20 protein-coding genes and 1 tRNA gene are annotated in these 20,690 nt (G+C 67.3%); 8 read left to right on the top strand and 13 right to left on the bottom strand.

The window, feature by feature from the left end; translation table 11 throughout:
* The first annotated feature begins 40 nt into the window (after positions 1–40).
* Positions 41–1,354 (top strand): dual-specificity RNA methyltransferase RlmN, encoded by a 1,314-nt coding sequence (gene rlmN, locus HPT29_RS01725; protein ID WP_210272251.1) that lies wholly within the window; start codon positions 41–43, stop codon positions 1,352–1,354.
* Between the two features lie 129 nt (positions 1,355–1,483).
* On the opposite strand, the gene HPT29_RS01720 is transcribed toward rlmN, so the two are convergent.
* Positions 1,484–1,990: a hypothetical protein gene (locus HPT29_RS01720; protein WP_173949090.1), complete on the bottom strand. Its 507-nt coding sequence runs from the start codon at positions 1,988–1,990 to the stop codon at positions 1,484–1,486.
* A gap of 237 nt (positions 1,991–2,227) precedes the next feature.
* Between HPT29_RS01720 and HPT29_RS01715 the strand changes: the two genes are divergently transcribed.
* The 5 genes from HPT29_RS01715 to HPT29_RS01695 all read left to right on the top strand — a co-directional run bounded on the left by HPT29_RS01715 (position 2,228) and on the right by HPT29_RS01695 (position 5,591).
* Positions 2,228–2,668 (top strand): hypothetical protein, encoded by a 441-nt coding sequence (locus HPT29_RS01715; protein WP_173949091.1) that lies wholly within the window; start codon positions 2,228–2,230, stop codon positions 2,666–2,668.
* On the top strand, positions 2,665–3,153 hold the full coding sequence (locus tag HPT29_RS01710; RefSeq protein WP_173949092.1) for a hypothetical protein: 489 nt from the start codon (positions 2,665–2,667) through the stop codon (positions 3,151–3,153). Before HPT29_RS01715 ends, HPT29_RS01710 begins: the two co-directional genes overlap by 4 nt.
* A 286-nt stretch (positions 3,154–3,439) precedes the next feature.
* Positions 3,440–4,045 carry a LemA family protein gene (locus HPT29_RS01705; RefSeq protein WP_173949093.1) on the top strand — a complete coding sequence of 202 codons (606 nt, stop codon included), beginning with the start codon at positions 3,440–3,442 and terminating at the stop codon, positions 4,043–4,045.
* A gap of 4 nt (positions 4,046–4,049) precedes the next feature.
* Complete coding sequence (locus HPT29_RS01700) at positions 4,050–4,979, top strand: TPM domain-containing protein (protein WP_210272252.1); 930 nt, start codon at positions 4,050–4,052, stop codon at positions 4,977–4,979.
* Positions 4,980–5,591, top strand: a complete 612-nt coding sequence (locus HPT29_RS01695; RefSeq protein WP_173949094.1) for a TPM domain-containing protein — start codon at positions 4,980–4,982, stop codon at positions 5,589–5,591.
* 32 nt (positions 5,592–5,623) lie between these two features.
* On the opposite strand, the gene HPT29_RS01690 is transcribed toward HPT29_RS01695, so the two are convergent.
* The 8 genes from HPT29_RS01690 to HPT29_RS01655 all read right to left on the bottom strand — a co-directional run bounded on the left by HPT29_RS01690 (position 5,624) and on the right by HPT29_RS01655 (position 12,873).
* Positions 5,624–6,379: a DUF1223 domain-containing protein gene (locus HPT29_RS01690; protein ID WP_259060417.1), complete on the bottom strand. Its 756-nt coding sequence runs from the start codon at positions 6,377–6,379 to the stop codon at positions 5,624–5,626.
* Between the two features lie 67 nt (positions 6,380–6,446).
* The gene (locus tag HPT29_RS01685) at positions 6,447–7,349 is read right to left on the bottom strand and encodes a lipid A biosynthesis lauroyl acyltransferase (protein ID WP_210272255.1); all 903 of its coding nucleotides are present in this window, start codon (positions 7,347–7,349) and stop codon (positions 6,447–6,449) included.
* A gap of 202 nt (positions 7,350–7,551) precedes the next feature.
* Positions 7,552–8,574 carry a zinc-binding dehydrogenase gene (locus HPT29_RS01680; protein ID WP_173949097.1) on the bottom strand — a complete coding sequence of 341 codons (1,023 nt, stop codon included), beginning with the start codon at positions 8,572–8,574 and terminating at the stop codon, positions 7,552–7,554.
* A gap of 250 nt (positions 8,575–8,824) precedes the next feature.
* A complete protein-coding gene (locus HPT29_RS01675; RefSeq protein ID WP_173949098.1) occupies positions 8,825–9,571 on the bottom strand; it encodes an SDR family NAD(P)-dependent oxidoreductase in 747 nt (248 codons plus the stop codon).
* Between the two features lie 21 nt (positions 9,572–9,592).
* Complete coding sequence (locus tag HPT29_RS01670; RefSeq protein ID WP_173949099.1) at positions 9,593–10,873, bottom strand: beta-ketoacyl-ACP synthase; 1,281 nt, start codon at positions 10,871–10,873, stop codon at positions 9,593–9,595.
* A gap of 10 nt (positions 10,874–10,883) precedes the next feature.
* Entirely contained in the window at positions 10,884–12,008 is a 1,125-nt protein-coding gene (locus HPT29_RS01665) for a beta-ketoacyl-ACP synthase (RefSeq protein WP_173949100.1), read from the bottom strand.
* The gene (locus HPT29_RS01660) at positions 12,008–12,469 is read right to left on the bottom strand and encodes a 3-hydroxyacyl-ACP dehydratase FabZ family protein (protein ID WP_173949101.1); all 462 of its coding nucleotides are present in this window, start codon (positions 12,467–12,469) and stop codon (positions 12,008–12,010) included. Before HPT29_RS01660 ends, HPT29_RS01665 begins: the two co-directional genes overlap by 1 nt.
* 122 nt (positions 12,470–12,591) lie before the next feature.
* Positions 12,592–12,873 (bottom strand): acyl carrier protein, encoded by a 282-nt coding sequence (locus HPT29_RS01655; RefSeq protein WP_009490841.1) that lies wholly within the window; start codon positions 12,871–12,873, stop codon positions 12,592–12,594.
* A 309-nt stretch (positions 12,874–13,182) separates the two neighbouring features.
* Between HPT29_RS01655 and HPT29_RS01650 the strand changes: the two genes are divergently transcribed.
* On the top strand, positions 13,183–13,905 hold the full coding sequence (locus HPT29_RS01650; protein ID WP_173949102.1) for a fused DSP-PTPase phosphatase/NAD kinase-like protein: 723 nt from the start codon (positions 13,183–13,185) through the stop codon (positions 13,903–13,905).
* Between the two features lie 21 nt (positions 13,906–13,926).
* On the opposite strand, the gene HPT29_RS01645 is transcribed toward HPT29_RS01650, so the two are convergent.
* Positions 13,927–15,708, bottom strand: coding sequence for an ABC transporter ATP-binding protein (locus HPT29_RS01645; RefSeq protein WP_173949103.1), 1,782 nt, complete (start codon positions 15,706–15,708; stop codon positions 13,927–13,929).
* Between the two features lie 177 nt (positions 15,709–15,885).
* Here HPT29_RS01645 and HPT29_RS01640 point away from each other — a divergent pair, with 177 nt between their 5' ends.
* Complete coding sequence (locus HPT29_RS01640) at positions 15,886–16,512, top strand: LysE family translocator (protein WP_173949104.1); 627 nt, start codon at positions 15,886–15,888, stop codon at positions 16,510–16,512.
* 269 nt (positions 16,513–16,781) lie between these two features.
* On the opposite strand, the gene HPT29_RS01635 is transcribed toward HPT29_RS01640, so the two are convergent.
* The 3 genes from HPT29_RS01635 to HPT29_RS01625 form a co-directional block, all read right to left on the bottom strand.
* Positions 16,782–19,178: a thiamine pyrophosphate-binding protein gene (locus HPT29_RS01635; RefSeq protein ID WP_173949105.1), complete on the bottom strand. Its 2,397-nt coding sequence runs from the start codon at positions 19,176–19,178 to the stop codon at positions 16,782–16,784.
* 157 nt (positions 19,179–19,335) lie between these two features.
* A tRNA-Gly gene (locus tag HPT29_RS01630) sits at positions 19,336–19,410 on the bottom strand.
* Between the two features lie 138 nt (positions 19,411–19,548).
* A complete protein-coding gene (locus HPT29_RS01625; protein WP_173944981.1) occupies positions 19,549–20,496 on the bottom strand; it encodes an IS110 family RNA-guided transposase in 948 nt (315 codons plus the stop codon).
* Between the last annotated feature and the right edge of the window lie 194 nt (positions 20,497–20,690).

Raw genomic sequence — 20,690 nt, 5'->3', positions numbered from 1 at the left:
TAGGCACGCCGATTCCCAACAACGAGGCTTGAGATTTCCCATGGCGACGGTGCTCGACATCGCCAAGCGCAACCCCAATGCGGCCACCGTGGCCGTGAGCGATGCCGCGCGCGCGGCCGGGTTCATCGAAAAGACCGCGGAGCTGAACGTCGTGGCCGGCGCCGCTCCGGGCGGCGCGTCCCTCGTCGGCCTCACCCGGGACCAGCTCAAGGAGTCTCTGGCCGCCATCGGGGTGCCGGAGCGCGAGCACAAGATGCGCGTCGCCCAGCTCTGGCACTGGATCTATTTCCGCGGGGCGAAGGACTTCGCCGAGATGACCAATGTGGGCAAGGAGCTGCGCGCGAAGCTCGCCGCCGCCTACACGCTCGCCCGCCCGCAGGTGGTGTCCGAGCAGGTCTCGAAGGACGGCACCCGCAAATGGCTGATCCGCATGGCCTCGACGGGTCCGCTCGACAAGGGCGCGGAGATCGAGTGCGTGTACATCCCTGAGGTCGACCGCGGCACCCTGTGCGTGTCGAGCCAGGTCGGCTGCACCCTCACCTGCTCGTTCTGCCACACGGGCACCCAGCGCCTGGTGCGCAACCTGACCTCGGCCGAGATCGTGGCACAGCTCATCGTGGCCCGCGACGCCATCGGCGACTGGCCCGACGCCACCCCGCCGGAGGGCGCCTTCGTGCCGACCGACGGCGGACGCTTCGTGTCCAACATCGTGTTCATGGGCATGGGCGAGCCGCTCTACAACATCGGGGACGTGATCGCGGCCATCGACGTCATGTCGGACGGCGAGGGGCTGACCCTGTCCCGCCGCCGCATCACCGTATCCACGTCCGGCGTCGTGCCCCAGATGGAGCGGCTGGGCGCGGAGGCCAACACCATGCTGGCGATCTCGCTGCATGCGGTGCGCGACGAGCTGCGCGACGAGCTGGTGCCGATCAACCGCAAATACGACATCAAGCAGCTGCTCGATGCCTGCCGGGCCTATCCGGGCCTGTCGAACGCCCGCCGCATCACGTTCGAATACGTGATGCTGAAAGGCGTGAACGATTCCGACGCGGATGCGCGCGAACTCGTGCGCCTTCTCAAGGGCATCCCGGCCAAGATCAACCTGATCCCGTTCAATCCCTGGCCGGGCTCGAAATACGAGTGCTCGGACTGGGAGCGGATCGAGCGCTTCTCGGAGATCGTCTACCGGGCCGGCTATGCCTCGCCGGTGCGCACCCCGCGCGGCCGTGACATCCTGGCCGCCTGCGGCCAGCTCAAGAGCGAGACCGAGAAGCTGCGCGCCCGCGCCCGCATGATGGCCGAACAGGGCATCGGGGCCGAGGGCGTCTATGCGGTGGGCAACGGGGAGTAGTCTCCGAGGCTCGCTCCTCGCTGCCGGCGGGGAATGACACCCTCTCCCGTCATGGCCGGGCTTGTCCGATCGAGATCACCGGCACGAGGCCGGTGATGACGGCAGTGCGGCGGACGTCCGCACCATTCTCTAGGCGTTGTCCCGCGCCGCCTGGGCGCGCTTGCCGGCCTGCGAGACGCGACCGGCACCCATCGGATTGACGATCCGGTCGCGGCGGTCGCTCGCGTTCTTGCGCATGCCCTTCCGGGGCGTCCTGCCGGAATCCGGCCGCGCCGGCGTCTCCGCCTCCTGCCGCATCGCATAGGCCCGGCGGGCTTTGGCGCGCAATTCCTCGGCTTTCCGGTGCGTGCGCTCGCTGTTGATCCGGGTCAGCGCCTCGGCCAGGACACGCGCCTTCTGGCGGTTGCCGGCATCCTGCTTCTCGAAGGTCGTCGTCTGCCGGCCCTTGCCGCGCACCTCCCGGCGCTGGCGACGGGCGATGTCCCGGGCCCGGTCGCGCCGCTCGCGCAGGCGCCGGGTCAGGTCCGCGAGCGCCGAATCCTCCAGCTTGCCCAGCACCGGATACCGGGTCTGCTCGACGAGGGTGAACTCCTCGTCCGACATGAGCCGCCGCTCGTCCAGCTTCGACGTCGCCATGGCGTCCTCCTCCTGCATGGATGCCCGCCGCCCGAGACCGAGACTAGCACAATCTTGAGAACCGGACCGCTCCGCAGCCATGACACTCCCAAGAACTGGCGTGCCTTCACTGGCGGACCAAGGATCGGAACCGACGTCCCTCTAGCCGCTGTGGACGCGAGCTCCTTCGACAAGCTTCCCTGGCTTTACAGTATGAGATAACGTTTTACCGTCTTTTTCTGCCGAGAACCAGCATCCATGAGGCACCTCCTTGTCAGCCTGATCGCCGTCGGCCTAGCGAATGTCGTCGCGCCACTCTTGACTGGCTTTCTATCACTTCTTCTGGGAATCGCCTTGAATCCCCAGACGTTCTCTTACAGGTCGGCTTTCGAAGGGCTGGCGCTTTTCGCATTATTCGGTGTCCCGCTTGTTTTCATGAGCATTTTTCCCGTCTCGTTGATTCTGGCACTGCTCGGACTCTTCTTCAGATGGCGCTCGCTCTGGATCCACGCCGTCGGGGGAGCCGCTCTCGGCCTGGGGTTTGCCTTCCTCGCCTATGATTGGAGCTTTCCCAGAGGACTGAACGATCAGCGCTTCTTCCCGGCGGCGACGTTCGCTGGTGCTCTCTGTGGCTGGGTCTACTGGCGGATCGCCATCACGCAGACGCCTGACAGGCCGCATGCTATAGACGCCGCATGATCCGCTGGCTTCTCCTGATCCCCTTTGCGCTTCTCATCGCCATCGGCGCGAGCGGCACCTTCTTCCTCATCGCGTCCATCGTCGATCCCGTCATGGCGGTGCTCACGGGCGACACGCTGTTCGTCGGCTTCTGGTCCCTGGTGGATGCGGTGTTCGCCGCCGAGGATCCCGGGCCGATCGTGGAGGGCGCGTTCCTGACTGTCGGCCGGATCGTCTTCACCCTGCTGGTCCTGCCCCCGCTCATGATCGCGGTCGTGAGCGAGGTGCTGGGCATGCGCAGCCTCCTCTGGCATGCGCTCGCCACCGCCACCCTGACGGCAGCCGTGCCCTTCATCCTGCGCGGATCCGCCCGGATCGCCTCGCCGGCGGAACTGCATGTGAGCCTCGTGCTCGGCCTCACCGGGGCGGTCGCCGGCCTCGTCTACTGGGCGATCATCGGAGGGCGGAAGACAGGCCCCGCCGGGATCGACGGAAAGATCTCCTGAGGCCAAAGAAAGCGGAGGCAGCATGCCCCCATGCCACCTCCGAAGTTTCGGGAGGACCTGGCCGCTAAAGCCAGTATCGATACTGTGTATCGCTTCGGATTCCCGCGCAATTCGGCCGGTTGGATGAATGACCGCCTAGGCCGTCCGGACGATGCGGGCCTGCCGCGCCGGCAGGATCCAATCCGATGTGCACGGCTGACCGAAAGCGGCTTGTTGAAAGAGCGTGCCTGCCCCATGTGTTGATCCCAGCAAAGGTTCCCGGACCCGAATCGCGAGAAGGACAGACATGACAGCCCTGCTTTTACCGGCCCGGATCCGCGTCGCCCTCACCGGCATGCTTCTGGCGTTCGGGCTGTCGGCCTGCGGCATCAACAATGTTCCGACCCTGCAGGAGCAGGCCAAAGCCGCCTGGAGCGAGGTGCAGAACCAGTATCAGCGCCGGGCCGACCTGATCCCCAACCTGGTCGAGACCGTGAAGGGCTTCGCCCAGCAGGAGCGCGAGGTGCTGACCCAGGTGACGGAGGCCCGCGCCCGGGCCACGCAGGTCCAGGTCGACGCCTCCACGATCACGGATCCCGAAAAGTTCCGTCAGTTCCAGGAGGCCCAGAACCAGCTCTCCGGGGCGCTGGGCCGGCTGCTCGCCACCGTCGAGCGCTATCCGGAGCTGAAGTCGAACGCCAATTTCCTTGCCCTGCAGTCCCAACTCGAAGGCACCGAGAACCGCATCGCGGTGGCCCGGCGCGACTACATTTCGACCGTGCAGGCCTACAACACGGAACTGCGCACGATCCCCGGCCGCTGGATCGCCTCCATCGTCTATCCGGACGCCAAGCCCATGGAGACCTTCACGGCCACGGCCGGCTCCGACCGTCCGCCCGAGGTGAAGTTCTAGACGGATGATCACTCCACCCCGTCATCACCGGCCCGGTGCCGGTGATCCCGATCACGAAGAGCGTGGCGCTTTTCAGCATCGGGATGGCCGGCACAAGCCCAGCCATGACGGAGAGTCTCCGCCGGATTGCTCCATCTCCACCGCGTCCTCTTCGCGCAGCGGGGGAAGACGATGGGCGGCGCTCTTCCTCTCTCTCCTCATCCTTCTCGGGTCTCTCCCCGCTCTCGCCCAGACCTTCCCCCAGCTGACCGGCCGCGTCGTCGATGCGGCGAACCTTCTCAAACCCGAGGAGCGGACGGCCCTCGAGGCCAAATTGAAGGCCCACGAGGACAAGACCACCGACCAGGTAGTGGTCGCGACCGTGCCCTCGCTGGAAGGCTATCCGATCGAGGATTACGCCAACCGCCTCTTCCGGCACTGGCAGCTCGGCCAGAAGCAGAAGGACAACGGCGCCCTCCTCGTCGTGGCCCCGCAGGAGCGGAAGGTGCGCATCGAGGTGGGCTACGGGTTGGAGGGCGCGCTCACCGACGCGCTGTCCAAGGTCATCATCACCACGGCGATCGCGCCGCAGTTCCAGAAGGGCAATTTTTCCGGCGGCATCGATGCGGGCGTCGATGCCATGCTGTCAATTCTGACCGGGGACGCGGAGGAATGGCACCGCCGGGCCGAGGTGCGTGAGGACGGCGCCACGAGCATCGACCCGGTAATCGCTTTCGTGTTCCTGCTGATCCTGTTCTTCCTCATCTCGCGCATGATGGGGGCCGGCCGGACGCAGGGCGTCAGACGGGGGCGGCGCGGCCCCTGGATCGTCACCACCGGCGGCTGGCCGGGTGGTGGCGGGTGGTCCGGCGGAGGCGGCGGATGGTCCGGCGGGGGCGGCTTCTCCGGAGGCGGCGGCTCGTCGGGCGGCGGCGGCGCCTCGGGGAGCTGGTAGATGATTTCACCCGACGATCAGGCGCGCCTCGCCCAGGCGATCAGCGACGTGGAGGACGACACCTCCGGGGAGATCGTGCTCGTGCTCGCCGAGCAGGCGGGGCATTACCGTGAAATCCCGCTGCTCTGGGCGCTTCTCGCCGCCCTGGTCACGCCCTGGCCGCTGATCTGGCTCACGTCGATCAGCACGTCGCGGATCTTCCTGATCCAGCTCGCGGTGGCGCTCGCCCTGGGCCTCGTCCTCTCCTGGCCGAAGCTGCGCTACGCCCTCGTGCCGCGCTCCCTCAAGCAGGCTCAGGGTCATGAGGCCGCCTCTCGCGAATTCCTGCGCCGGGGGCTCACCCGGACCCGGGAGAAGACGGGGGTGCTGATCTATCTGGCGCTCGCCGAGCACCACGCCGAGATCCTGGCCGATACGGGGATCGCCGACCGGGTCGACGCGACCGTCTGGGCCGACATCGTCGCCGACCTGACCCGGACGATCCGGGACGGGCGCATGACCGAAGGCCTGATCGTGGCGATCCGGCGCACGGGGGCGATCCTGGCCGAGCACGCCCCACCCCGCCTCGACGACGTGGACGAACTGCCCAACAAGGTCATCATCCTGCCCTGAGGGAGGCGCCCTTCGGAGACGTGGAAGCCGAACTAGAACCCGGGACCCCTGGCCGCCCCGAGAATGATCCCGGGTCGTGCGGCATCGGTGCTCTGCAGAAGCACCACATAGGCATCGCCGCCGCTGCGCGCGGTCTCGAGCGGCACCTCGAACCGCGCCGAGCCGCCGAGCCATTCGCCGACCCTGGTCAGGCCGCGCACCACATTGGCGTAGGTGATCGTCTTGCCCCGGTTCTCGCCGCGCTCGATCGGCACCGTCTTGGCCTTCAGGACCGGCAGCACCCACAGTTCGGCCGCACGCTGCGTCGTGTCCTGGGTCTCCTCGACGACGATCGTCACCTGACCGTTCTGCTCGTTGACGGTCACGTTCACCGGCAGGGTCTTGCGGCCTTTCGACGTGGCCTGAATGGCCTGTTCGACCTGGTCCCGGTCGGAGCCGATGCAGGACTTCTTGCCGTTGACGATGATCTGCGGGGTGAAGACCTGCCGGTCCTTGCGCGAATGGGCATAGGCCTTCTGGCGCTCGGTGAAGGACACATGGGCGAGCGTGTCCTTCCAGCCGAGATAATCCCAGTAATTGACCGGCAGGGAGAGCGCGATGATGTCCGGCTGGCGGGAATATTCCACGAGGAGCTCGTCGGCCGGCGGGCAGGACGAGCATCCCTGGCTGGTGAACAGCTCGACGACCGCGCGCGGCGGGTCCGCCAGAGCAGGCTGAAGAAGAGCGGCGAGACCGAGGGCCGCCAGAGTCAGTGTCAAACGGGACGCCATGGTGCCGCTATCGAACACGAAATCAGCCTCGAGGGGAACTCACGTTACTTTGAACGCGAGCGCATTATACGAACCAGGAACCGCGTCAATGAGAAGGAGATCCCGCTTTCGGGTCCGATGCCCGAGCAGGCACCCGCCAGCGGCGGTGCATCCACAGCCATTGCTCCGGATGCTCCTTCACCCATTCCTCGACCACGGAGGTCATGGCCTGCATGGCGCCCTGCACGTTGATCTGGCCGTCCGGATCACGGGGCAGGTCGAGCGGCGGGGTGAGCTGCAGGCGGAAGCGGTGGTTGGGCAGACGGATCACCCGCACCCCGTGGACCGGGCAGTCGAACCGGCGGGCGAATTTTCCCAGAATCGGGTTCACCAGGGCCGGGCGTCCCATGAAATCGACGATCACCCCGCGGGTGAAATGCTGGTCGATGAGCATGCCGAGATGACCGCCCTTCTCCAGCGCCCCCTGCATGGCGAAGGCCGCGCCCTGGCGGGCCGCCTCCAGGTTGCCCATGGTCTCGCTGCGGATCTCGTGCAGGACGCGGGCGATGGCCGGATCGTTGGGCGCGCGGAACACCGCCGTGGTGTCGAGCCCGAAGCGCGCCGCGCAGATGGCGGGCAATTCCCAATTGGCCAGATGGGCGGAGAAGATGAGTCCCGGCCGGCCGTCGTCCCTGAGGCTCAGGAAGTGATCGATGCCGTCGACCTCGGTGCGGCCCGGCACGGTGCTGTCGGGGTCGAAGTCGAACAGCCGGCCGAGATGGGGATACTCGCCGCCCGTGCGGCCGAGATTGTCCCAGGCGGCGAGCGCCAGGGCCTTCACCTCGGCGTCGGATTTCTCCGGGTAGGCGGCCCGAATGTTGGCCAGCGCCGTCTTGTGCGCCTTCAGCAGCGGGCCGAAGGTGCGGGTGATCGCGGCGCCGACAGCGCCGGACCGCTCCGGGCCCAGAGCGCGCGCAAAGGCGAAGACGCCACGGACGACGCCGACCATGACGGTTCCGATAAGACGCGACACGAAATTGCGGGACCGGTGGGGCTGCTGCACGGGGTTCTGATCCTGGCACGGTGAGCCGGCTCGAGGCCGGCGATGGAAAAAGAAGGTGAAGAAGAAAAAGTCCCGCGTCTTTTTCGAAGGCAGCCTGGTTCGTCAAGACCGACGGTCGCGGCGAATTGCTCCCGCGGCCGTGCTTGGTTCAGAACGTCACGATCACCTTGCCGAAGACTTTCCGGCCTTCGAGCCGCTCCAGGCCGTGTCGGAACTCGTCGAGCGGGAAGACCGCGTCGATGACCGGGTTCATGCCCCCGGCCATCTTGTCCAGCGACTGCGCGATGTTCTCGATCCGGCAGCCGAAGGAGCCGAAGATCCGGTACTGCTGCTGAAAGAGCTGCATCAGGTTCATGGTGGTGGACACCCCCGAGGTCGACCCGCAGGTCACGAGGCGCCCGCCGCGCTTGAGGCAGAGGAGCGAGCCGTTCCACGTCTCGGCGCCCACATGCTCGAACACCACGTCGACCCCTTTTCGCTTGGTCAGGCGGCGCACCTCGCCCTCGAAGCGTTCGGTGCGGTAGTTGACGACGTGATCGGCCCCGAGTGCCTTCGCCTTCTCGCCCTTCTCGTCGTCGCCGACGGTCGTGTAGACCGTGCAGCCGATGGCCTTGGCCATCTTGATCGCCGCGGTGCCGATCCCGGAGCCGCCCGCATGGACGAGGATCGATTCGCCCGGCTCCAGCCTGGCATTGTCGAACAGCATGTGCTGCACGGTGCCGAACCCGATCGGCGCGCAGGCGGCCTGCTCGAAGGACACGCCCTGCGGCACCGGGATCACGAGCCGCTCGGGCCGGTTGATCAGCTCGCGGGCGAAGCCGTCGATATGAAAGCCCATGATGCCGGCGACGTTCTCGCACAGATTGTCCCAGCCTTTCCGGCAGGCCTTGCAATGGCCGCAGGTCTCGGCCCCGTACATGGAGACCGGATCGCCCGCCTTGAACCGGGTGACGCCCTCGCCGACGGCCGCGATCTCGCCCGAGGCCTCGACGCCGACGGCCTGCGGCATCTTGCGCTTGGCGAAGGCCATGCCGCGAAAGCCCCAGACGTCGAGGTAGTTGAGGGCGAGCGCCTTGACCCGCACCTGCACCTCGCCGGGCGCCGGCGGCGGCGGAGGCTCGATCTCGGTGATGCGGAGATCACGGTCGCCGAAGAGCTGAAGGGAGCGCATGAAAGCCAATCCTGGTCGTGTGTCTGCCTGCATCTCAAGGCGCGGCGATCACGGAGACAATCGTTCCCGGCGGCTTAAAGGGCCGAGGCGCCGATGACAAGTTTTGTGTCGTTGCCGAAGGACGCGTGGGGGGACGAACGGCCTCTCCTGTCGTCCCGCCCTCCGCCTGTCATGGCCGGCCCTGTGCCGGTGATGACGGCGAGAGCGTCATCCTCCGGCGAAGCAACGGCGCGGAGGATCGCAGGGCAGCCTACCGATGCACGCCCAGCATCGACGTGAGCCCGCCGTCGATGGGCAGGACCGCGCCGGTGATGTAGGCGGCCGGTTCGGACAGGAGAAAGGCCGCGAGGCCCGCGATCTCCTCCGGCTTGGCGAAGCGGCCGGCCGGGATCTGCTTCTCCATACTGTCGCGATAGGCCGCATAAGGGGCCATCATGTCGGTGTCGATGAAGCCCGGCGCGATCACGTTGACCGTGACGCCCCGCTTGGCGGTCTCGATCGAGAGGGTGCGGCAATAGGAGATCAGCGCTCCCTTGGACGCCGCATAGGCGGCATTGCCGGGATTGCCCTGGAGCGCCGCCACCGACCCGATGGCCACGATGCGGCCGGCCTTGGCCCGGATCATGCCGCGCATGAGCGCTTTCGCAATCCGGGTGAGCGACCAGAAGTTCACCTGCATGGCCGCTTCGGCCTTGTCCTGCTGCATCATGGCGGCGAGCGCGTCGTAGGGCTGGCCGGCATTGTGGACGAGCCCGAAGAAGCTCTCGCCCTCGACCGCCTCGCAGAAGGCCTCCAGGGCCGCCTTGTCGGCGAGGTCGACCTCATGGGCCCGGATGGTGCGGCCGGGGCTCGTCTGCATCAGCTCGTCGGCCAGCGTCCTGGCGGCCTCGCCCGAGGACCGGTAGGTGAAGTCGACATCGTGGCCGCCCGCGACCAGCGCCCGCACGATGGCGGCGCCGACGCCCTTGGCTCCGCCCGTCACCAGAACCCGGGTCATGGTCTCACGCTCCTCATGGCCTCAGGCTCCCTTCGGCTCGGCCCCGAAGACGAGGCAGGTATTCTGGCCGCCGAAGCCGAACGAGTTCGAGAGCACGTAGTTCACCTCGGCATCCCGGGCGACGTTCGGCACAACATCGAGCGGGATCGCCGGATCCGGCACCTGGTAGTTGATGGTCGGCGGGATGCGGCCCGTGGCGATGGTCATGAGCGACATCACGGCCTCGACGGCACCGGCCGCGGTGAGCGTGTGGCCGATCATCGACTTGTTCGAGGAGATCGGCAGGCCGGCCATGCGCTCGCCGAACACGGCGGTGCAGCTCATGGCCTCCATCTTGTCGTTCTCCGGGGTCGAGGTGCCGTGGGCGTTGATGTAGTCGATGTCCTCCGGGACGACACCGGCATCCTCGAGCGCCTGGCGGATCGCCGTGATGGCCGGCATGCCGTCCGGGGACGAGCGGGTGCGGTGGAAGCCGTCGCCCTTCTCGCCGCAGCCGAGCACGTAGCCCAGGATCGTGGCGCCGCGCGCCTTCGCGCTGTCGGCGTTCTCGAGCACCAGGGCCGCGCCGCCCTCGCCCATGACGAAGCCGTCGCGGTTCTTGGAGAAGGGCTTCGATGCCCCTTCCGGGTTCTCGTTCTGGGTCGAGAGCGCCGAGAGCAGCGAGAAGCGGATGAGCGATTCCGGGTTCACGGACCCGTCGGTCCCGATGCAGAGCGCCGCCTCGGTCTCGCCGCGGCGGATCGCTTCGACGCCGAGCTGGATCGCCGTGGCGCCGGACGAGCAGGCGGTCGACAGGGAGATGGGCGAGCCCCGGGTGCCGAAGCGATCGGCCACCCGGTCGGCCACCGTGCCGAAGATGAAGAGGTCGTGCCAGGGCCTGAAACGGCCTGTGGCGGCTGCCTTGAGGAGATCCTTGTAGGTGACGTCCCCGTCCTGGCCCGAGGCCTGGGCCAGCGCCTCGCGCTGCGGCCATTCCATCTCGACCGGGGGCACGGCGATGAAGAGCGCTCCCGGAAAGTCCTCCTGGGCCAGCCCCGACTGCCCGACCGCCTCCTCGGCGGCCAGCATGGCGAGGCGCTCGGACAGCATGGGCGCGCAGAAGGGCTCCACGTCGACCGAGTCGATGGTGCCGGCAATCGTGGTGCGCAGACCCTCGGTCGGGAAGCGGTTGATCCGGTGGATGCCGGACCGGCCGGCCGTGAGAGCCGCCCAGGTGTCGTCCTTGCCCTGCCCGAGAGACGTGACCGTGCCGATGCCGGTCACGGCGACGAGCGGACGGCCCTGTGTGTCGCGAAGCGCCATTGCCTTCTCCTCAAGCCTTGGTGAGCCGGATGGCGCCTTCGCCGCGCCAATGGCCGATGGAGGTGACGAGCGCCTCGCCGGCCTTGCCGCCGGCGATCAGCCCTGCGGCGAGGGCCACGCCGGTGGCCGCCTGGGCTTCCATCGTGTGGCCCACGAGATCCCCGGTGGCGTGAACCGCCGCCTCGGGCGCGACGTCCTTGAGCGCCGCCTGCTCCTCGTCCGTGATGCCCTTGATCCCTGTGGCGCCGGAGATCACCAGGTCCGGCCGGGCGTTCAGCTGCCGCGACAGGGCGTGCAGCGAGGCCTCGACGCTGCCCGCCTTGCGGCGGGAGCGGTCCGAGGCGATCCCCGCCAGGGTGGCGATCGGCGCCGCCCCGCGGGACGCGGCATGCTCGCGGGATTCCAGTACCAGGAAACACGCCCCGGAACCGAGGATCATGCCGCCGCCGTCGGCCGGGCGATCCCAGACGGGTCGGTAGGGCTTCTTCCAGAGGAACCCGCCCATCTCGTAGATGAGGAGCACGTCCGGCCGCTGCGCGTTGTAGGCGCCGCCCACGAGAAAGATGTCGTCCTGGCCCGAGGCGATCCGTTCGCGGGCGATCCGCAGGGCATCGACGCCGCTCGATTCCTCGCCCATGAAGGTCCGGGAGGCGCCGGTGACGCCATGGACGATGGAGATGTTGCCGGCCAGCAGATTCGAGAGCTGCGCCAGGAACAGGGTTGGGCGCAGATCGCCCATGAGGCGCTCGTTGAGGAAGACGCCCGGGTTGTCGGCCTTGGCGAGGCCGGTGAGCACCTGCCCGTCGACCGCGTAGTCCCGCTCGCCGCCTCCGGCCGAGACGATGAGCTGCATGCGAGCCTTCAGGGCCGCATCGTCCTTGGCCCCCGCGGCGTCCAGAGCAAGGCCCGCGGCATAGCAGCCGAGCTTCTGCCAGGCTTCCATCTGGCGCTGATCGGACTTCTTGGGGATCTGCCGGTCCCATTCGAGAGCCCCGACGGGATGGACCGGAAAGGGTTCGAACGTGGCCGCATCGATGGTCGGGGCGCCGCCCTGCGCGAGCGCGGTCAGATGCGCCTCCAGGCCTTCCCCGGCACTGGAGACGAGGCCGATCCCCGTAATGACGACATCCCGCATCAAACCGTCTCCTCCAGGAGGCCGATGCGCTTGGCTTGCGCCCGCATCAGGCCGTCCATGCCTTCCGGGAAGGGCATGATCCGGAAGCGCAGCTCCGCGTCGCAGATCGGCTTGCCCTCGGCGGCGATCTTGGCCTTGGTCACCGCATAGCCCGAGCCTTCATGCTCCAGCGTCGCCGTGACGGTGAGCACCGTACCCGGTCCGACGAAGGTGCGGAAGCGCGCCTTGTCGACGCCCATTAGGAACGGCATGTGGGTGAAGCCCATGAGGCCGAGCACGAGATAGCCGGAGGCTTGGGCCATGGTTTCGGTCAGAAGGACGCCGGGCACGAGGGGGTGGCCGGGGAAATGCCCTTCGAACACCGGGCTCTCCTGAGGAACCGTGGAGGAGACCTCGATCCGCCTGGTCTCGCGGTCGAGGCTCGTCACCCGGTCGATCATTTCAAAGTATTCGAGGCGCATCCGGGTCTCTTACCCTCTTGCTCCCGGCAGGTTCAATGGGAAGAGAATCCATGAGGCGGAGCGCTGATGGATCGCCTCTTCGAACCAGCCTCGTTGGCCGGCCCGCCGGGATGGTTTGTTCGTCAGGCCTGCTTGGCGGCCACGAGGGCGTCGATGCGCGCCACGAGGTTCTTCAGGACGAAGTACTCCTCGGCGGGCGCCTTGCCCTCGTTCACTTCCTGCGTCCACTGCTCCAGCGGCAGCTTGATCCCGAAAGCCTTGTCGATCGCGAACGCGATGTCGAGGAAGGCGAGCGAGTCGATGCCGAGATCCTCGATGGCATGGCTCTCGGGGGTGATCTGCTCGCGCGGGATGTCGGCGGTCTCTGAAATGATGCCGGCGACGGTCTCGAAGGTGGACGACATGACGCCGCTCTCCTGAACTGCTTGTGGGTCTCAACGATCCAGCGCCGGCAAGCTCTCGAGGCCCGGTGTCCAGCCGCTCGTTTCGTCAAGGAGGGTTGTTTCGAAACGCACCCCTTACACGAGAGGCGGCAGACCGGCAACCGATTGGTTGCGTCCCGCCGAATTCCATCCGACCGAACCTTGGGAATTCGGCCTGCGGCAACTACCTATGGGACAGGCGATTGATTAATCGGCCTTCATCGTCGATAAGAGCCGCCTTCGGCCGCAAACCGAATGATCTTACATTGACGACAGATTGCTTGGATCGACGTGTTCAACAGGTTCCTCAAGCCTGAAATCCGCTATGCCCGCCGCATGGCCCGCATCGCGCGCTGGGACAGGCCCGTCGAGGGGCTGTCCGGACGCCTGCGCGCCTGGGCGCATATGCTGGTCGCCGACCACGGGGTCTTTCGCCTCTTCTACCTGAACAAGCACCAGGTGACCGATCGCCTGTGGCGCTCGGCCCAGCCTGCGCCCCACCAGATCGCCGCCCTTCAGGCCGAGGGTGTCCGCACCATCGTCAACCTGCGCGGCGGGCGCGAGCACGGTTCCTGGCAGTTGCAGAAGGAGGCCTGCGAGCGCCTCGGCATCCATCTGGAGGAGTTCGTCGTCCGCTCCCGGGGGGCGCCCGACCGGGAAACGCTGCTGTCGGCCAAGGATTTCTTCGACAAGATCGAGTACCCGGCCGTCCTACACTGCAAGTCGGGCGCGGACCGGGCGGGCTTCGTGGCCGCCCTCTATCTCGTGGTCTTCGAGGGCCGGTCCATCGACGAGGCCCAGCGCCAGCTCTCCATGCGATACGGCCATTTCCGCTTCTCGAAGACGGGCATCCTCGACGAATTCTTCGATCTCTACCGCCGGGAGGGCGAGGCCAGGGGCATGCCGTTCCTGACCTGGATCGAGACGCAATACGATGCCGAGGCCCTGGAGCGGAGCTTCCGCCCGAGCTTCTGGTCGAGCCTTCTCGTCGACAGGATCATGCGGCGGGAATAGGCCCAGAGCCCAGGCGATCTGTCAGGACAACGCCGCCAGGCTGTGCTCGTCGTCGGAGAGCTGCAGGCGATGGAGGCGAGCGTAAACCCCTCTCTTCGCCATCAGGGCCTCATGCGACCCGGTCTCGACGATGCGACCGTTCTCCGTCACCACGATCTGATCCGCGTTGCGCACGGTCGATAGCCGGTGCGCGATGACCAGGGTGGTGCGCCCCTTCATGAGGCGCCGGATGGCATCCTGCACCAGACGCTCCGATTCGGAGTCGAGGGCGCTGGTCGCTTCGTCGAGGAGCAGGATCGGGGCGTCTTTCAGGAACGCGCGGGCGAGCGAGATGCGCTGGCGCTCGCCGCCCGACAGGCGTCCGCCTCCGGGGCCGACCAGGGTGTCGTAGCCGTCCGGCTGCTTCAGGATGAAATCATGGGCGGCCGCCGCCTTGGCGGCCGCAACGATGTCCTGCTCCGACGCGTCCGGGCGCCCGAAGGCGATGTTGGCCCGGATGGTATCGTCGAAGAGGATCACGTCCTGGCTGACCACCGCAATGGCATGGCGCAGGCTCGCCAGGGTCACGTCCCGCACATCCTGCCCGTCGATCAGAACGGCCCCCTGATTGACGTCGTAGAGGCGCGGGACGAGGGACAGGAGGGTCGATTTGCCCGAGCCGGAGCGGCCGACCAGGGCCGTGGTCCGGCCGGCCTCGGCCACCAGGTCGACATGGTCGAGGGCCACGGCCTCGCCGTCATAGGAGAAGGTGAGGTTCGAAAACGCGATCTCGCCGCCATCGAGCGCGAGCGGCCTCGCCCCGGGCTTGTCCTGGATCCGGGGCGCCTCGTCCATCACCGTGAAGGTCCGGTGGAGGGCCGACGCCGCCTCCTGCACGATGGCGTTGAGGTTGCCGAGCGCCCGGATCGGCTGCGCCGCCATGACGAGGGCGCTGACGAAGCCGGTGAAGTCCCCGACCGTGCTGTTGCCCGACAGGATCCGGTGGCCGATCAGCATGAGCACGATCGCCACGGCCAGACCGCCGCCGGTCTCGAGGATGGGGTCCATCCGGCCGCGGGCATTGGCGGCCTTCATCTTGAGGTCGCGCACGTCGTCGAAGGTCCGGGCCGCCTTGGTCTTGAGGTAGCGCTCGAGCCCATAGGTCTTGGCGATGCGGGTTCCGGCCAGGCTCTCGGCGATGAGGCTTGCCATCAGGCCCGTCTGCTCCTGGGTCGAGATGGCGACCCGGCGCAGCTTCCGGCCGATCTGATTCACCGGATAGGCGAAGACGGGCGAGATGACGGCCGCCACCAGGGTCAGGACCGGGTCGATCCAGAGCATCGCCGCCACGAGCGCGATGATCGTCGTGACCTCGCGCAGGAACACCGTGGACAGGCGGGTCAGCGCTTCGCGGATGAAGGCGAAGTCCGTGGTGAAGCGCTGGGTCAGGGCGGCCGGGCTCTCGCGCCCGATCTGGGCGAGGTCGGCCTCGATCAGGTGCCCGTAGAGCGCGGTCTGCATGTCGGCCTCGATCCGGGTCACCACCTTGTTGGTGAGGATCGTCAGGGCGAGGAGCGAGAAGCCCTTCACGGACGTGACGGCGATCACGAAGAGCGGCGCCAGCATGATGGCCTGGGCGTCCTTGGCGTCGAAGGCGTCGAAGGCCGCCTTGATCAGCACCGGGTAGAGCCCGGTGGCGCCCGAGACCAGGGCCACGAGCACGAGCACCAGGGCCAGCGTCTTCTTGTGCGGACGCATCCAGTCCCGCCACAGGCGGCGGATCAAGGGAAGGGTATCGCCTTGAAGGAGGCTTTTGCGGGCCATGCTCTGTCTTAGGGTTCTCGTCACGGAAGAGCACGCGGTTAGCATGCCAGGCCCCTCGGCGGCAAATCCTCAGCGGGTCAGGAGCCCCGAGAGCGCCGCTTTGCCGCTTTCGGGCCCTCCCCTCGACACCGGGTCGAATCCATGGCTGCATGGCCCTCCCATCGCAGAGGAACCGCCATGACGCTCGAGACCTGGCTCGCCTTCGCGGCCGCCTCCGCCGTGCTGCTCGTCATCCCGGGGCCGACCATCCTGCTGGTCGTGTCCTACGCTCTCGGGCAGGGCTGGCGGACCGCCCTGCCCATGGCGATCGGCGTCGCGCTCGGCGATTTCACCGCCATGAGCCTGTCGCTCCTCGGCCTCGGCGCTCTGCTTGCCGCCTCGGCGACCCTGTTCACGGCCCTCAAGTGGATCGGGGCGGCCTATCTGGTCTGGCTCGGAATCAAGCTGTGGCGGGCCGGGGGAGCCCTCGACGCGAGGCCACGCACGGACGCGACCTCGGCGCTCAGGATGCTGGGCCACGCCTGGCTGGTGACGGCGCTCAATCCCAAGGGGCTGACCTTCTTCATCGCCTTCCTGCCGCAGTTCATCGACCCGAGGCTCGCCCTCCTGCCGCAGGTGAGCGTCTTCGCCGCGACCTTCCTGATCCTGGCCTTCGCGAATGTCCTCACCTACGCGCTCATCGCATCGCGGGCCCGCCGGGTCGTGCAGAGCCCGCGGACCATGCGGGTGATCAACCGGACCGGCGGCAGCCTCCTGATCGGGGCCGGCGTCGCGACAGTGGCTCTGCGAGCCGGGCAAGCCTAAAGCATCGGACCCAAAAGTGGACCCACTTTTGGGATTGGATCCGATGCTTCGTCATTGATGTGTGCATCGTTGATGCGAAAAACCGGGTCCACTTTTCCACACGATGCACTAGAAGCCGGCGAGCCGACCGGCTCCCGACGCCTCTCCGTCATGGCCCGTCCCGGCCACCCCGATCGGAGAAGCGCTGCGCTCGACAGGATCGGGACCCCCTGCATGTGGCCTGTCATGACGTGAGAGGGTGAATTCCGGCCTGCTCAGGCTCCGACCGCTCACACCGCCTTCAGGTAGCGCATCGGCCGCCCGGGCGCGATCATCTCGGCGGCCGAGATGATCCCTTGCGCGTCGATGCCGAAATGCCGGTAGAGGTCCTTGATCGTGCCGGTCTGGCCGAAATGCTCGACGCCCAGCGAGCGGGTGCGGTGGCCCATGACGGAGCCCATCCAGGCCAGCGTCGCCGGATGTCCGTCGATCACCGTCACCAGGCCGCAATGGGCCGGCACGTCGGCGAGCAGGCGCTCCACGTGGGACCGGGCATGGACGAGGCCGCGCTCGCGGGCGCGCTGCGCCGCCGTCCAGCCGGCATTGAGCCGGTCGGCGGACGTGATGGCGAGCAGGCCGATGTCGCGCCGGTCCTCGGCCATGAGGCCGACGGCCTCGATGGCCTCCGGGGCGACAGCTCCCGTATAGGCGACGATCACCTGGGCGTTCGGCCCGGGCTTGCGGAGCCAATAGGCGCCGGCCATGACGTCGTCGGCGAGCTGGGGCGTCATCTCGCGCTGGGGCTGCTCCAGGCTGCGGGTCGACAGGCGCAGGTAGACCGAGCCGCCGGTCTCGTCGCGCAGCCAGGTCTTCTCGTCCGCCTCGCCCTCGCCGTCGCGCTGCATGTAGTCGAAGGCCCAGCGCATGATCACGGCAAGCTCGTCGACGAAGGCCGGCTCGAAGGAGGCGAGCCCGTCCTGCGCCAGGCCGACGAGCGGCGTGCCGATGGATTGGTGAGCGCCGCCCTCGGGCGCCAGCGTCACGCCGGACGGCGTGGCGACGAGCAGGAAGCGGGCATCCTGGTAGCAGGCGTAGTTCAGGGCATCCGCGCCGCGATAGATGAAGGGATCGTAGAGGGTGCCGATGGGCAGGATCCTCTCGCCGAACAGGGAATGCGACAGCCCCAGGGCCGAGAGCACGATGAACAGGTTCATCTCGGCGATGCCGAGCTCGATATGCTGGCCCTTGGGCGAGAACTCCCAGTTGTAGGTCGAGGGAATTCGCTCCTTCTTGAAGGTATCGACGAGGCTCTCCCGGGCGAACAGGCCGCGCCGGTTGACCCAGGCGCCGAGATTGGTCGAGACCGTCACGTCCGGCGCCGTGGTGACGACGCGGGAGGCCAGCGCGTGATCGGACCGGGCCAGCTCGTTGAGGATGAGGCCGAAGCCCTGCTGGGTCGACATAGCCGGATTGGCCGGAAACACGAGCCTGTCCGGCACCGGCACCTGCGGGGCGCTGTAGCGCCGGGTGCCCTTCTGGATGAACGGGACCTCGCTCAGGAAGCGCTCGATCTCTCCTTGAGAGATCCCGAGGCCCTCGAACTTGTCCCATTCGTGCCCGGCCCGCACCCCCTGGGTGGCTTTCCAGGCCTCCATCTGGGTCGGCGTCAGCATGCCGGAATGATTGTCCTTGTGGCCGGCGAGCGGCAGGCCGAAGCCCTTGATCGTATAGGCCAGGAAGCAGACCGGCCGGTCGTGCTGCCGGGCCTTCTCGAACGCATCGAGCAGGCTCGGCAGATCATGGCCGCCGAGATTGGACATGAGCCGCGCCAGCTCCTCGTCGGAACGCTTCTCGATCAGCCGGGTGACCGGCCCCTGGTCGCCGAGATCGTCGAGGAGGCGCCTGCGCCAGGCGGCCCCGCCCTGGAAGGTCAGGGCCGAATAGAGCTGGTTGGGGCACGAATCGATCCAGTCCCTCAGCCGTTCGCCGCCGGGTTCCCGGAACGCCTCCTGCATCAGGGAGCCGTGCTTGAGGATCACCACGTCCCAGCCGAAATTGCGGAACAGCGCCTCGAAGCGCTCCCACAGCCCCTCCCGGATCACCGCGTCCAGGCTCTGGCGGTTGTAGTCGATGATCCACCACGTATTGCGGATGCCGTGCTTCCAGCCCTCCAGGAGGGCCTCGAAGATGTTGCCCTCGTCCATCTCCGCGTCGCCCACCAGCGAGATCATGCGGCCTTCGGGGAGGTCCTTCGCCCAGCCATGGGCCTTGACGTAATCCTGCACGAGGCTGGCAAACAGCGTCTGCGCGACACCCAGGCCTACGGAGCCCGTGGAGAAATCCACGTCATCGATGTCCTTGGTGCGGGACGGGTAGGATTGCGCGCCCTTATAGCCGCGGAAATTCTCGAGCTTCTCGCGGGTCTGGCGGCCGAAGAGATACTGGATGGCGTGGTAGATCGGACTGGCATGGGGCTTGACCGCCACCCGGTCCTCGGGCCGCAGCACCGAGAAGTAGAGCGCCGTCAGGATCGTGGAGAGGGATGCCGAGGAGGCCTGGTGGCCGCCGATCTTCAACCCGTCCTCGCTGGCCCGCAGGTGATTGGCGTTGTGGATCGTCCAGGTGGACAGCCAGAGCACCTTGCGCTCGAGTTCCTTCAGAATGCTCAGGTGCCGTGCATCGGCCATCGTGTCGTCTCCCCGGTTTTGCCGAGATATACGCCCGAAGCTTCAGAGAGGCGAGGCCGAAGCCTCCGGCTCTGGATTGGCATTTCGGAGGAGCCCGCGAAAACGAAAAGCCCGCCAAGCGGCGGGCCTTCGTGATGCTCTCGATCATGAGAGAAACTGGAGCGGGCGAAGGGATTCGAACCCTCGACCCCAACCTTGGCAAGGTTGTGCTCTACCCCTGAGCTACACCCGCACGCTCCGCGATGCGCGAGGCATCGTTGCGAGGCCGTTGATGTGCCCCAAAACGCGACGCATTGCAAGAGGGGCCTTGAGATCTTTTCCGGCAAACCCTTGAGCCTGCTTCATCCGGTCGCTAGAGTATCCGTATTGATCAAGCGGGTTTTGGGGACCAGTTTCGCTGATCTCGCAAGAGCGCATTGGCCAGGATGATGAGCTTGCGCATGATGGCCGTCAGGGCGACCTTGGCCGGCTTGCCCGCCGCGAGCAGGGCCTGGTACTTGGCCTTCAGATCCGGATTGAAGCGGGCCGCCACCAGCGCTGGCATGTACAGCGCCTGACGCAGATGGGCGCGGCCGCCCCGGATCGTGCGGCGACCGCGCGAGGTTCCGCTGTCGCGCGCCACCGGAGCCAAGCCGGCGAGGCTGGCCACCTGGCTCTGATCGAGGCTGCCGAGTTCAGGCATCTCGACGAGCAGGCTCACGGCCGTGGCTTGAGCAATGCCGGGAATGCTCATGAGGATGGCCAGACGCGGGGCGAGATCCGCATCCGCCTGACACAGGCTGAGAAGTTGGGCGTCGACCGCAGCCAAGTGGCGGACTATCTGGCGCAGCCGCTGGTCGAGCTGACGTCGCAACAAGGGAGAGCGGACCACCTTCTGCCGGTTGAGAGCGGCCGTGCGGTCCTTGATCAGCGCCTGCCGCGCCACCACCAGCTCCTTCATGGCATCCAGAGTGGGACTGAGCACGGGCCGGGTGGGAGGCTCGAGCAGGGCTCCAAAACGCGCCAGCAGGGCCGCATCGAGCCGATCGGTTTTGGCGAGCTGTCCCAGGGCTTCCGCGAAGCGGCGGGCGTGGCGGGGATTGATCTTCGCCAGCGGCAGGCCGGCACTGGCAAGACTGCGCTCCAGCCCGCGGTGATAGGCGCCGGTCGGCTCGAAGACCACGCGCTGAATGGCGTACGCGGCCAGCCAAGCGATGAGGGCGCGATGGCCTTTGGCGTCGTTGGGGAAGTGGCGCGTGGCCCCGTCGGGGCAGAGACAGACATCGAGCTGATCTTTGGCAATGTCGATGCCGGCGGTCTGTGGTATAGGATGATCCATCTTTTCCGCGTCCTTGGCTTGTCATGCGGGCCATCACGCCCGGGTATCCGTTCAGGCCACGAGGAAAAGAGAGGGGCGGTCTGACTCTAGCTCGACCCGCTCCGGTCTGCGTCGGAACGACCCGTCCCCTCCCACCGCCAGCGAGCTCGCGACCCGCTGGCGGTGTCCTCATCTTGCTCGATCAGGACGCGAAA

Source organism: Microvirga terrae (assembly GCF_013307435.2).
In the GTDB taxonomy this organism is placed as follows: domain Bacteria; phylum Pseudomonadota; class Alphaproteobacteria; order Rhizobiales; family Beijerinckiaceae; genus Microvirga; species Microvirga terrae.
This window is presented reverse-complemented; position numbering and strand designations above follow the sequence as displayed.